At 49.4% G+C, this 13,581-nt stretch carries 9 protein-coding genes and 1 tRNA gene; 3 read left to right on the top strand and 7 right to left on the bottom strand.

Annotated features, from left to right (window positions below; translation table 11 throughout):
• Nucleotides 1–400 precede the first annotated feature (400 nt).
• Nucleotides 401–1,420: a homoserine O-succinyltransferase gene (locus tag BAQU_RS02900; RefSeq protein WP_094692549.1), complete on the bottom strand. Its 1,020-nt coding sequence runs from the start codon at nucleotides 1,418–1,420 to the stop codon at nucleotides 401–403.
• 182 nt (nucleotides 1,421–1,602) lie between these two features.
• On the opposite strand from BAQU_RS02900, the gene BAQU_RS02895 reads away from it, so the two are divergent.
• A tRNA-Met gene (locus tag BAQU_RS02895) sits at nucleotides 1,603–1,676 on the top strand.
• A 162-nt stretch (nucleotides 1,677–1,838) separates the two neighbouring features.
• Here the strand turns inward: BAQU_RS02895 and BAQU_RS02890 are convergent.
• On the bottom strand, nucleotides 1,839–2,171 hold the full coding sequence (locus BAQU_RS02890) for a MerR family transcriptional regulator (RefSeq protein WP_094692548.1): 333 nt from the start codon (nucleotides 2,169–2,171) through the stop codon (nucleotides 1,839–1,841).
• Between the two features lie 97 nt (nucleotides 2,172–2,268).
• Between BAQU_RS02890 and BAQU_RS02885 the strand changes: the two genes are divergently transcribed.
• Entirely contained in the window at nucleotides 2,269–3,420 is a 1,152-nt protein-coding gene (locus BAQU_RS02885) for an MFS transporter (RefSeq protein ID WP_094692547.1), read from the top strand.
• Between the two features lie 328 nt (nucleotides 3,421–3,748).
• Here the strand turns inward: BAQU_RS02885 and BAQU_RS02875 are convergent, their stop codons facing one another.
• Nucleotides 3,749–4,702, bottom strand: a complete 954-nt coding sequence (locus BAQU_RS02875; RefSeq protein ID WP_094692545.1) for a hypothetical protein — start codon at nucleotides 4,700–4,702, stop codon at nucleotides 3,749–3,751.
• A 121-nt stretch (nucleotides 4,703–4,823) separates the two neighbouring features.
• Complete coding sequence (locus BAQU_RS02870; RefSeq protein ID WP_094692544.1) at nucleotides 4,824–5,630, bottom strand: YaaA family protein; 807 nt, start codon at nucleotides 5,628–5,630, stop codon at nucleotides 4,824–4,826.
• Between the two features lie 215 nt (nucleotides 5,631–5,845).
• On the opposite strand from BAQU_RS02870, the gene BAQU_RS02865 reads away from it, so the two are divergent.
• Nucleotides 5,846–8,839 carry a glucodextranase DOMON-like domain-containing protein gene (locus BAQU_RS02865; RefSeq protein ID WP_158215619.1) on the top strand — a complete coding sequence of 998 codons (2,994 nt, stop codon included), beginning with the start codon at nucleotides 5,846–5,848 and terminating at the stop codon, nucleotides 8,837–8,839.
• Between the two features lie 42 nt (nucleotides 8,840–8,881).
• On the opposite strand, the gene BAQU_RS02860 is transcribed toward BAQU_RS02865, so the two are convergent.
• The 3 genes from BAQU_RS02860 to BAQU_RS02850 all read right to left on the bottom strand — a co-directional run bounded on the left by BAQU_RS02860 (nucleotide 8,882) and on the right by BAQU_RS02850 (nucleotide 13,478).
• Complete coding sequence (locus BAQU_RS02860; protein ID WP_094692542.1) at nucleotides 8,882–10,171, bottom strand: McrC family protein; 1,290 nt, start codon at nucleotides 10,169–10,171, stop codon at nucleotides 8,882–8,884.
• Nucleotides 10,155–12,431: an AAA family ATPase gene (locus tag BAQU_RS10585; protein WP_094692541.1), complete on the bottom strand. Its 2,277-nt coding sequence runs from the start codon at nucleotides 12,429–12,431 to the stop codon at nucleotides 10,155–10,157. Before BAQU_RS10585 ends, BAQU_RS02860 begins: the two co-directional genes overlap by 17 nt.
• 201 nt (nucleotides 12,432–12,632) lie before the next feature.
• Complete coding sequence (locus tag BAQU_RS02850) at nucleotides 12,633–13,478, bottom strand: hypothetical protein (RefSeq protein ID WP_094692540.1); 846 nt, start codon at nucleotides 13,476–13,478, stop codon at nucleotides 12,633–12,635.
• Nucleotides 13,479–13,581 lie beyond the last annotated feature (103 nt).

The following is a 13,581-nucleotide window of genomic DNA, read 5'->3' as shown; positions in this document are numbered from 1 at the left end:
GCGCCTCCTAATTCACTCAAACCAGCATTCAATATAACACTAGTTATTGAAACTGATGTGACATTTTTGTTTCTGCAAAACTTATCGGCATGCGTCGCATCCATCCGGACTTACGATACTCCAGACTGTGACGAAACTAACATTCCTTGTGTAACAGGAAACAGTATTCGGTCTACTGCCATCCGTGGATATCCTACGAGCTTTTTAAGGATTTGAGGCATGATCCATACCACAAAATGAGCACATGGTGATTGATGTGTCTTGACGCTGATCTTGAAATCCTTGGAAACACTAAGCCAACGATGCGAGAGGAGCAATGAATCCTTTCTTCATGTGAAAACTCAGTAAATTTTATGTGCCCAGCAGATGAGTCCAGAGAATAATCTCATTGAACGAAATATTAGTCATCAAGATTCATGAAAGGCTGGTATCCATCGCCTCTTGGACTTTCGGGACTATGACGTATCGAGCGATCGGTTCCAAGACGCTTCTCCGCGCGCAGTTGGGGTATCTCGCGCAAATCGTATGGGGTTGTCTGATATACCCAGTTCAACCAATTGCGCCACAGCAGATTTGCATGGGCCCGCCACGAGAACAGGGGTTCAAGGGTCGGGTCATCGTGCGGGAAGTAATTATGTGGGAATGGCACATTGCTCATGCCACGTTCCATATCACGCTCGTATTCCTCCTTGAGCGTGTATTTGCCGTATTCCCAGTGCCCAAGTGCAAAGACTTCAGAGAAATCCTTGGTTGCAAGCAAGCCCGGTCCTGATTGAGGACCCCAGGTAAGCACTTGCAATTCTGGATTCCTGGCAATGTCATCCTCGTCCATCGAAGCAAGTCGTGAATGTGGTTGGAGAGCCATTTCGTCAAAGCCATTCGTAATGAAGCAATACTCATCTTGCAAAAATTGCGGAAAGACTCCAAAAATTTTCTGCTCAAGAATATGCTTGCGGATGCCATACCTATAATTCAGAGCGCCCATCGCACCCCAGCATAGATACATCGTTGAGAATACGTGTGAACTTGCCCAATCGAGGATGGTCTTGAACTCGTCCCAGTAATCGACATCCTCGAAAGGAAGGTGCTCCACCGGTGCGCCGGTAACGACGAGACCGTCGTAGCAATTGTTCTCAAGTACATCGAGGGTCTCATAGAATTTCACCAGATGATCATGGCTGGTGTGGGTTGCCTCATGGGTGGAGGTTTTCATGAAATCAACATCGACCTGGAGTGGGGATTTGGAAATGAGTCGAAGCAGCTGTGTTTCCGTTTCAATCTTCTTGGGCATCAGATTCAAGACGACAAGACGTAGCGGACGCACGTTCTGCGCTTCCGCCTCTGGCTTCTCAAGCGCGAAGATGCGCTCTGAATCTAGGATTGCCCTTGCGGGAAGACCACTCGGAATATTTATTGGCATATCCCCTATTATTGCAACCCGTGCTCGATGTGGAAAGTGCCGAGAGCCAAAATGGCGCGTTGCCCTTCAACTGAAGTTCCTCAGCACTTTCACCTTCCTTACTATTACGAACAAAGAACTCACCTATTTGACAAATCCCAATTATTGAATAAACTTGGTGAACGCTGCTGAAAAGCAGCCGTCGCGGGGTGGAGCAGTTCGGTAGCTCGCTGGGCTCATAACCCAGAGGTCTCAGGTTCAAATCCTGACCCCGCTACTGATAAGCCCGGCAATCTCAATGATTCCGGGCTTTTTGATTTCTCTTTACATCGGGAAGAGTAAGTTCAAAGCCCGACACGGCATTTTTTCCAGGTTTATGCGGGAGCTGATTGGCGTAATGAGCCTATGGCTGATTGGGCAAGCCATCAGGAAAGCCTCTTCAGCGGATTTTCCTCTTGAGCGTGTCTCTTGCGGTTTCCAGTTGTCGTATTCGTTGTTCAAGCGAATCAACCTGAACTCTCATTGCAGCTTGCAACTCCTTGCATGCAATCGGACCTTCGCTATCCAAACAGTCACTGATCCTACTCAGCTGTTCACTCGGTATTCCCGCTGCGAGCAGGCAATGTACCCTCTTGGCCCGAGGAATCTGATCGGGATCGTACTCTCGGTACCCATTAGGCGACTTCATCGCGGGTAGGAGATCCTTGTCGCTGTAATAACGAACCTGTCTGGTGGTAAGACCCGCCTGCTGCGCAAAACTGCCAATACGCATCTGATGCCTCCGATTTGACTTTCACACTGATGTCAAGGTTTAGCATACCGGAGTGTCTGACATCCCAGGACACAATAATTGCGAAAGAACACATCATATGAAACGACTGAACATACTCACCTTCGCCATACAGTTTCTGATCGGCACCGACACCTTTCTTGTGGCACTCCTACTTCCCCTGCTCACCCAAAGGTTCCACAATCCCAGTGGTCAAGCTGGATGGATGATATCCGCCTACGCCATCGGCTACTGCGTCACGGCAATTTTCTCAGGTCCCGTGTCGGATCATTTCGATCGTAAGCACGTACTCATCGTCGGCATGCTCGGATTCTCCCTTGCCACTGCGACATGTGGAATCGCCTGGTCGTTCCCCTCCATGATCGTCTTATGTCTCCTCGCAGGTGTGATGGCAGCCATTGGTTCGCCACAGGTCTGGGCATCAATTCCACAACTCGTTGCCGAGAACGAGATCATCAAATCGATGGCAGCACCAACCCTTGGCCTAACCGTCGCACAAATCGCAGGAGTGCCCGTTGGTAGCTTTCTGGCCTCTCAGTCACCCTCCGATCCCTTCCTCGTGGTCGGAGCAGCCTCGCTGTTGGCGACTATCGCCGTGGCCATATGGTTCCCCAATGTCAAGCCAACAGCACAGCAAAAACGTCCATTGCAGCAGTACACGAGCTTGCTTCATACCCGGCATGCACTTCCACGCTTCGCCGCATATCTAGTCTTTCAAACAGGCAATTTCGCTGTGATGTCATTCATTGCCTCATGGTTCTCCAAAGACTTCCAGCTGAGTACACAGGGCATTGGCATGATCATGATCGTGCTCGGTGCAGGTAACACTTTGGGCGCTCTGATCGGACCGCAAATCGTCGCCCGCATCGGACAATGGCGAGCGCTCTTCCTCTCCATGGGCGGATACACGATTGCATACCTGCTCCTCCCTCTGGGCGCGGTTCTAGCTTTTCCCGTCACGATACTCACATGCACCTTCTTCATCGGAGGCATGCTGTTCCCGGTATTCATGAGTCTTATGCAATCTCTGACCACCACCGCAAGAGGCACCGTCTCCGCACTGGCGAACGTACTCATGTACCTCGGCTCAACCATAGCCGGCATCATAGGAGGTCCATTGCTATCAGCGCTGCCAGGATTCTGGTCAATCAGCATCCTTGCAGTCATCACCACCATCGGATCAACCCTGCTATGGAAATGCAGCCGGACCTATCACACAGCGAATCAGTAACACAACCCTGAAAGCAACCCATGCAGTCAACACATCGGCCATTGCACCTCTATCTGCCTGAGCGGCGAAAACTGAGCGGATTGCGCCAGAAATTTCGAATCCGTCTCCTGGCGAGCACGGCGTACACACGCAGTTGCAGAGTCCTGTGTTTCGTGAAGCGCGAATTCGGAGGTGATTGCTCCATATGGTTGCTCCGTATGATTCATCAAGTGTCCTCGCCGTACGCATTCGCATTGCGATACCCTGGCCATCGACGGCGTCAAAGAACACTTTCAGGTGAACTAAGGCAGGTGACCTAAGGTCAATATTGCACAAACGTTCCCACAATTCAGAGATGCTTCGCTGCCTCTGTCCACTTGTCATAGAGATTATGGGATTTGAGCCATGCAATAGTGCGCGTATATCTGGATGTTATCTGGATGAATATGGTATTTCCATTGCCGACGATGTCATCCTTATCCTTCAAGGAGGATGCACTTATGGCAATCGGAAAAATGTTCTTCTCTACCGACTTGTCAGCGTTGACAATGTATCCATCAGAGGCAATCGACTGCTTCGGAATGTGCAGATAATCCTCGTCTACCACTCGGGCAAACTGCTGCGCTTCCGTGTCATCGAGACTGTATTGGTTCTGGGCGTAAATACCATCGGAACATACTTCGGCGACCTTCACATTGTCGTATCCAAGCACATGACCGACGCTGATCGCCTCGCGATATCCCGGATCGTTGATCAACTTCCGAAAAGCCCTGCTGCGATGCAGATACTTGGGGTAGAGATCGTATGCATGCGAATGTGACAGTTGGTTTCCCTTCATGGAGTATGACAGATTGAAGCTGGTGGTTTGGTTTTCGATTTCACTTTCCACATCAGCGTCTTCACCGGTTGGATTGCTCTCTCTGAACAAAGAGAAGTATCTCGGAGTTGATTTCCAGTCCGTGATTTCCTGTTGCACGGCAATCACATTGGCAATTGTACGTGGATTATTCGTTGTAAATCTGGGGATACCGTCAGATTGTTCGGCATTGTCATAGTCAAAAGGAAGAGCGGATAGACTGGCAAAAGTGACCGAGTCAACCTGCGAGGGTGAGGGCACTGATCTCACTATCCAATACACAGTGAAGATCGTTGCGAGAATTGCCATGACCAAGCTCACCACGAAAATCACAGAAAAACGGCGCCATGTGATCCAAGGAGATTTCCTCGTTTGAGAAGCGCCGATACCGGCCACATCATTCAATTCCTGACCAGTGGCGGTATCACCTTGGTGGTGTTGGTGCATTGGCAGTGCCGCCTTCCTAAATCTCTTGTTGGCAACCTTGACATCATGATACGCGCACCTACACGTGCCGAAAACGTGTGGAAGACATGTCATGGTTCTGCATGAAGCTCTTACGCGGGCTTCAGCCCTCCCCCAGTTTCAAAGTGATGTGATGATGCAGCCCATCATGAGTGACTTCGATATGACCCAGTGTGCGCGCCACCTGTGCCACATCGAGGCTCGCTGTGATATCACTAGTTCCAGCAGGAGTATCTCTGCGCTCTGGCTGCGCGGTCTGCTGAGCATCAAGCAGCGCCCGTGTCAGCAGACCCCGGTAGTGCTTTGCCGCATGAGTGATGACCTTGTCGCGCGAATCCACAACACTCAGGTCCCACGACTGGCCGAGAGGTGTCGTGACCTGATACGCACCCGAACGCATGTCAACCGTGGTATTCAGGGTCTCATCTGTGTCTGATGTTGCACAAACGTGACGTTTCCTATCGGAACCTGTGCTGATCGAGGCAACCTTCGCCAATTCACGCCTCCAGAATGACTTCAGACTGCCAATCCCTGGCAATGAGGTATTCATCGACAGACGATACGCAGGGATGAGATCGTCAGCTGAGGTAATGCCGAATAACGCTGAGAAAATCAGCACATCATCACTGTTTCGTAATTGAGCGGCCTGATACAGCACACCGTTGTACACCTTTCGAGCCGGAGCACAGGGCATATTGAGAATGTCTCGCTGAGCCACAACTTCGGGTATGACACGCTTGCCCACCTTGAGAATCTCTGCGGCATCATCCCTATTCGATACTTCAATCAAGGCTTCGAGCACACGATGCCTTGCATCAGCAAGCTCCGGAAACGATAGTTTCTGAAGCTCCATCACAGGCCCAGTTTCTGGAAAGGATTTGCCCTCAGAAGGTGGAAGTAAGATATGCACGCCGCCATTCTATCGACAGCCCAGATCGTTGGCTGAGAGAACAACCGCGCTACGATTGTGCAGTCTCGATACCTGACGCTATATTTTACCAATTGAAGGAAAACATAAGCGTGGCCGATTGAACGAACAACGGTCACTACATATAGGGGACAAAGGCGCCTCAAGGCCAAGGCAGGTTGCGGGTGCGCTTTTATATGGACAATCAGGGAGCAACTGTGGATTGCAGCAATTCGAATGACTCATGGACAATTTCGGCGACTAACCCGTTCAATGGTCAGTATTATCCGACATATACCGGCAATGGCTATTTTGCCGCGAGAATCCCCGCTCAGGGCCAGGGTTTCAGCAAATCGCACGTTCCGACATCATTCCAGATACAGGGTTTCTACACTGCCACCAGCGACAGCAATCAATGGCGCGTGGGTGGCCCGGCATGGACAGGATTGAAGGTGGCCGATGCCTCTGGGACATTTGATGATGCCTTTGAGTCCCACGACAATGCGCACGCGACAGGTGAGTCCAACCACCAGATTGCAGCGAAAAGCGCCGACTCGCCAGCCAGCCATAACCTCAGTGGCTATCGTCAAACACTGCATATGAAGAACGGCACCATAACCACCAGTGCACGATGGACATCACCGTCCGGGAACGTGATTGACGTGGACTACACGGTGTTGCCAAGTCGGGCCAACGACCAGCTCGGCCTCGTTCACCTCACGCTCACGCCCATTGCCTGGAACAGTGACGAGAGGACCGTGACCGTTACGGATGTGCTCGACCCACAGGCGGCCAGCAACGCATCATTCGACAGATGGGCAGACCCCTCATCCAGACAGATTGCCCTGACGACCACGCTTGACGGCACTCATCAGCAGGCATCGTTCGTTTCGCAACTCGATGGTCCAGGGATCCTCAGGCAGTCGGACAACTCCATGATCCCTGCCGATGACATGACAAATGCTGTCGAACAGCATCTGAGCATCGCGGTGGAAGTCGGGAAGACCTATGAATTCACGAAATTCGTAGGTCTGGCAACGAATCAGGATGTTCCAACGAACTCGATTGAACGCACACGTGCAGCGGCGGCATCAATTGCAACCGAGGCTGCCGCCCTCGGTTTCCTCTCCGCTCGAAGCGATAGTGATAAAGCATGGGCTGCGCTGTGGCAAGGCGACATTCTTATCTCGGGCGACGATCTACTCCAAAGTGAGGTTCGAGCCAGCAGATTCTATCTGCTAGCAAGCGTCGGGGAACGTCCCTGGTCCCCGTCACCAGCGGGATTGTCTTCAGACAGTTACGCCGGCCATGTGTTCTGGGATAGCGAAACCTGGATGTGGCCATCGTTGTTGGCACAGGATCCCGGTATTGCCAAGGCCGTGCTGCAATATCGGGCGAATCGTCTGGGAGACAGTGATGGGGCCAAATTCAATGCGCTACATATCTCTGAGTGGAATCCAGCGACACAAAGCTATGGGCAGCATGGCTACGGCAATGGAAGTGCTCTGCGCTTCCCCTGGGAAGGCGGCCTGAATGGCAAGGAACAGACGACAGCGCTGTTCTTCGGTGGCCACGAAATTCACATCACGGCGGATATTGCACTCGCATGCTGGCAATATTATGAGACATCCGGAGATACCGATTGGCTGATCAATACTGGTTACGGAATCATTGCCGGCTCGGCCGACTTCTGGATTGCACGCTCATACTTAGGCGTTGATCATCAGTATCACATCGATGATGTGACTCCTCCTGACGAATGGTCCAGCAACGGTGAAATTGGTCGAGACGACTCCGCCTATACCAATCTGGCCGCATCCAAAGTGTTGGAAATCGCATGCCAGGCTGCAGCGATTGTCGGCGAGACCGCCAATCCCGAGTGGCGCAAACGCAGTGGCAACTTTGCCATTCCGGAAGATTCTGTGCGCAATGTCACCAAAGAATATGCGAACTATGACGGCATTGGCATCAAACAGGCCGATGCCGTCATGCTCAGCTACCCTTGGGAGAACGAGCAGTCTCTGGAGCGAACTGCCAATAATCTTGACTACTACTCAACCAAGGTAAACGAAGATGCCAGTCCTTCGATGACCGATGCCATACATTCGATTGTCGCGGCAGAAATCGGCCGTGCAGATGAAGCGATGTGGTACACCAAACGCAGTTCAACCGGATTCATGCGAGGGCCATTCAACCAGTTCACCGAGGAGCGCGGCGGCGGCAGTGCGTTCACCTTCTTGACCGGAGCTGGCGGATTCCTGCAGGAATTCTATTACGGATACACCGGACTGCGGTGGAGGATGAACGGCGTGACGGTGAATCCCATCCTGCCGAGTTCGCTATCGAATCTCACCGTAACTGGTCTGCATTATCAAGGCAGTACCTTCGATATCGAGATATCTCCCGATATCACCACGGTCAGTGTGACCGAGGGACGTGATCTCACGGTCATTGGCCAAGGTATCGCTTCATTGAACAATCCTCTGAGCTTTGCAACTCGGCAGTCTCTGCCCAATGATGGATATGGAAGATTGGTCGGTTCGATTTCTGCCAGTACCTTGAGAGATCAGACCGATGTGGCAGACCGGCAACAAGCGTTCCCCACTGCTGAGACATATACGCCCGGCTCATTCGATCTCAGTTCGTTAAGGGTATTTGAGGATGGAAATTACATTCGCTTCGTCACCAGCATTGAAGGTCAGATTCTTAACCCCTGGGCCTTGGAAGGCATGAGCCTTCAACTCTTGCATATCTATATTCGCAGCAATGCTCCCGCGTCAACCGCAGCAGCGCCAGGTGTTCAAGGCACAGGCATCACCACGGCCGGAGCCTGGCAGTACGTCGCCATCGCGAATCCACGGGAACACAGCGGGGCAATTGGTGCAACCGGTCTGTTCACAGCCGATGGAACACGCATCGCACGCGCATCGTTGAGTGTTCGCCAGCAACGCGACATTGTGCTGACCATTCCAGCCGAGGCATTGCAACACGAGGATCTATCCAAAGCCGCATTCCAAGTGAGCATCTTCAGCGCCGTCGGGAATGGGAAAGGGGTGAACAACATTGAGCAGCTGGGAGCTCAGCAAGTAGCAGACTCCTCTGGTGAATCATTCGTCACTTCGAATGCCGTTCATTCGTTGCCCTGTGCATCAACAACTCTGAAGCCGCAGAAAGGGCAGACACCGCTGCCATTCCAAGCGTTGCATGGCTGAACAAGTCTCTCCGATACGGCAGAGCAGAGCTCGCTGGAGGCACTACGCCGGATCCGACATAGAACTTTCAAGAATATGTTTGATACTGTTCCGTGCCTCCATCATGTCAATGGCTCTGACCTTGATGGCGACATCATCTTCGCCCACATATGATAAACCTTGCTCGTCGATCCAATCCGACTGAGGGTAGAGCAGCGTTACACTTCGAGCATTATATTTCTTGGCATACGCAAACATTTGATACATATCTGACTCTGCAATACCGTGATTTCTCGAAGATTGAGCGAGAATTTTCCATTTCGTATCCAGAATCGCCGTGCCGCCTTCCCATTCAACGACGAGATCGGGTCTGAGAATGAAGCTTCTACAAGGCTGAGTAAAAAGGCTGAGCCGATGGTCTTGAACGCGCAACAGTGCAACAGGGGCGAGTACACGTTGAGCAATTCGGGCAACATAGCTCTCAAAGAGCTTGTCAAGGGGGAACAGCAAGGAGAGAGCCACATTTTCGCCAGAAATAGGTGTAAAGGATTGGCCGCACAAGATAACCTTGCACCAACAGAGCACGGTCTGATAACCATGCATGGTACGGTCACCATGACAATGCTGAAAATCGGTTCCAATATTCTTCGAAAACTCGACTCCAGAAAAATATGTGAGCAGCTGTGCTCCTTGCTTCTGGATGCGTTGACTCTGGGTCAGACCCATAACAAATCTCATCGTTGTTTTCACGAGCCTGTTCTCTGGAACATTCAAGGTAAATTCATCATGTCTCAGAAAGAACCGGTCACGCCTCCACAGATTTTGAGCAATATTTGCAGATACCAGTAGTCTTCCCCTATAGAAATTCTGATTATCTTCAATCGGCTCGTATGACCGTCGCACACCCTGCTTGACGATCTTGGAAACTGCGCTAAGAAACATCATAATGAATACATCCAGCAGCGGAAGCGAATCGATATCCAGATGGGCATTGCCCAAACTTTTGAATTTCTCGGTTTCGACTGTTTTCAACATCTCAAGAAAGACATGCCTTGAATCCTGTGTTGGAATACCTTTACCCGCTATTTTGGGCAATATTTCGATGACATCTCCCGTTGATAAAGCCACGATTCCTGCATAATTCTGTGCAGTGATCACCGTTCCTAAACCTTTTTTCGCACTTAATGAGAATAGTGCAAGAGCATCGTCGGCGCGCTCACTTCCAGAAGCGATCACCAGCTGCTCTAGCGCGTCAAAGGTTGCGCTGGGCAAAGCCTGGTATTTTCCAAGTGTCTTCTGTCGCGCAAAACCCTCATATTCTCGTATCGTGTAGGTTTTATGAAAGGTATGCATAGGCTTCAGCTCGTGTAAATGCTTGTCGGTTTATTGTGTAATAGTCTGCTGTTTCGTTCTCATCTGAACCAAAGAGTGAAGTCACAGCTTCGACAAATTGCACGAAGCGATCCTCATCATTGTTCTTCTGGTTATCACCAAGTATGAGCTGAATTTTATGGTAATCATCATAGAAATACTCCTGTAATAGTGGCATGATCTTGAATTCCATGATGTTTCCCAATTGCTTCATGCTCGGTCGATCAACGAGCGGAAGAAAATAAGCTTGGCCGATGGTATGTTCACGGTCAAGTAGAGCTGTAATTCTGGCGTTCAGAGTATCCAGCAGCTTCGAGAGATCAATGATCCCAATCGTCGTATGATGCAAAACACTTGATTGAGGGACCATCTCGATAAAATCAAACCTACGGCGCAAAGCTGTGTCGATAAGCGCAATTGAACGGTCTGCCGTGTTCATCGTTCCAATAATGTACACATTATTGGGCACACCGAAATTATCGCCAGAATATGGAAGGACAGCCCTGCTCTCCTCCCGAGCACCGATTCGTTTGTTCGTCTCGATGAGCGTAATGAGTTCACCAAAGATTTTTGAAATATTTCCTCTGTTGATCTCGTCAATGATAAATACCCGATCTTGATTGCCAATATCCTGTCTCACCGATCCCGGTTTCACTCTCTTGAGTAACGATATGGCATCAGTGACCGTAACGGAGAGTGCATATACGGTCGAAAGAGTCATTGCCTTATCATTATTGATGCCGACAATGTCTTCGTGTAAACCGGTCGCGAGCCATCTGACGGTTCGAAGTCGTTTGAATTTGTCATACTCGTCATGCCATTCTGGATCGCCAGTGATTACACCAATCGCATCAATGGTTCGGCTTGAGAAGCAAGAAAATATGATATCGCCAATCTGCATGCGGTTATAGAAAGTGTTCAGAACCACTTTTCCGCCTCGGGGAAAATCAATTTCATCAGATACAGATTCTCCGTATTCGTCCCAAGCAATTCTGATATGCCCATTTGCCAAGCATTCTGTTCTTGTTCCATTATCTCCTGTATTTTCGAGCGACACCTTCCACACGCGCGGATTCTTATTCAAACCAAGATCATCATTGCCACTCTTGGAAATTGGAGCTCCAGCCTTGTTGCAGAACTCTTTGAATATGCCGTCATGAATTTCGTGAGATATTTCTGAATGAGATTCTCCAGTTTCATCATCATCCAAAACTGGGCGAATTCCCTCGATAAACTCCTCATAGCCCATGGATTGATGGAAAGTTGTAAATGCTATAAGTCCGGCTTCTTTATACCTTCTATAACGAGCAAAAACATCGGAGTATTGCTCCTGTTGAATTACTGAAATATCTTTGTGCTCTATGATTGCAACCGCATATTGCATGGTGCTGTATGTTTTTCCTGTGCCAGGCGTGCCATAGAGAATGATGTTCTTTCCCATTTCCGTTTCAGTGGGCGTCTTGTCGGTATTGTTGTTCGGCACATCAGCAGCATCTTCTAGGTTTTTCTTCGGAGTCGTCGTTGCAACGTTGCCTTGAGACGGCGAGGCATCATGCTGATTGAATTCCACCCATGCTTTCTGAGATAGTTCCGGAAAGCCTAATTCTGGGGTTTGAGTAACTATCTTGTCTCGAAAATCAGACAAGAATTGCACATATTGGGAGGCTTTCCGAATTCCTGTTGTATCGATGTCATAATGCTTGGCAATATATCCGCGAGACGTGGTTTCAAGAGGCATGAAGACATGCGGACGAACCCAGAACAATGCCATCGAAACCATGCCAATACCGTTGCCACTTAAGGAAATGACCGAATTGAAAGAATCTTCAAAGTTGGATGGCAGTTGCCCATCTTGTGGAACGTTCATGGCGATAATAAACAATTCCCACATCTCGTTTACACCGGCAAAAAATGATTTTCTATTGTCGAGTACTGGAATACCAACGAATTCTGTGGGAACTGTGGATGTAATATCAAAGGCCTTCGCATAGAGTTTCGCAATGGCAGTCCTGTTCTCATCGGTAGTCCCTCTGTTCATTGCCGCCATCACAGAAAATGGATCAATCTGATGATCTTGAGAACCCCACCAATCTTCACGCTCAAAATGGAAATAGTTCATCAACGGCTGGTCTTTGGCCAATCCACGTATCACGTCGAAAAGTTCACTCCTGCGATCTCGATACTCGAGTAGCTTCTGCGCCAAATCCGTATAGAAAGTTTCCCATTGATAATTATCGCCCATGACAAAACATCTCCTAAATACGATAAGTGATCTAGAAAAAGAATACCCACGATGAATAAACTAATAAAAACTGTTCAAAAGCGGAGCTCGAAGTTTAGTTGAGACAAGATACTGCTCATATTTGCTGTTAAAAAGTCAGATTTGCGTGGGAATTTTCTGCATGGGCAAGCCCGCCCGCTGCGATAGAAAGCAAGGCTATAGCTAAACGATTTCGCCAACCACTACATCTGGAATATCGCGCCCCGAAGCACTACTTGACCTTCCAACATTGTTCAAGATACTCAAGTCGTTCTCGAGTTGTTCATCTGAATAAGCAAAGTGTGAATGATCCAACACATTTATCAGACGCAATCCCATCGGTCGCATTGTCACCAGAGTAATGCTTCCGGACACAATCCCACCTACGACAGGTATCGCCTTTGAGACTCCTTTTGCAAAAATACCTTTCGTCATCTGAACAGTCAGTAATTTCGCAACAGATTTGACCATTGGATATATGACACCCTTGGTGAGCGCTCTTTGAGGCAATTGTTTAAGCGCAGCTTTGGCCAGCTGTGAAGAAACAACTCTTACAGCAGATGAAGCTCCAGAAGCACCAAACATTACACCGCAATACAAAATCAACTGGCCAGTCACCTGTTCATCGTCAGAAATCTCGCCATTCCAAAAATCATCCTCGCCATAAAGATACGCCACCTCTTGAGCTGCCCGCAGGGCCATCGTAAAGAATTGAAGCGTGTCTGCAGGAATAGTTATACCCGCTGCGAATCCACCGGGAAGCCCCGCAGCGAATGACAATCCCGCTGAGGTAAGAGTGCGGTCAAGAAATATTCTTCTCGCCTTTATGCGGAGCTTATCTCTTGAAAAATTGGCCTCAATGGGCCCTTTTTCAACAATTGCCGTTATCATTTCATGCGATTCTGACTTGAACTGTTTACGCAGAAAAGCTTCGCGGTCAACCTTCATGCCCGGCATTTGAACAGCTTTGTTCAAAACAATGGCAAGCATTTCATCATTGGAATTACTATGGCCCATCAGATCACTCATGAGTTTTCCTATCAACTAAGAGGATGTCCTTCAATGTCAGTATATATACAGCTCACACAAGTTGAGCGAATGACATGTCTACTTACAAGGAGCCATCCGACGG

The sequence above is a fragment of the Bifidobacterium aquikefiri genome (assembly GCF_002259795.1).
In the GTDB taxonomy this organism is placed as follows: domain Bacteria; phylum Actinomycetota; class Actinomycetes; order Actinomycetales; family Bifidobacteriaceae; genus Bombiscardovia; species Bombiscardovia aquikefiri.
The sequence above is the reverse complement of the archived record's forward strand: the minus strand, read 5'-3'. Positions and strand labels throughout refer to the sequence as shown.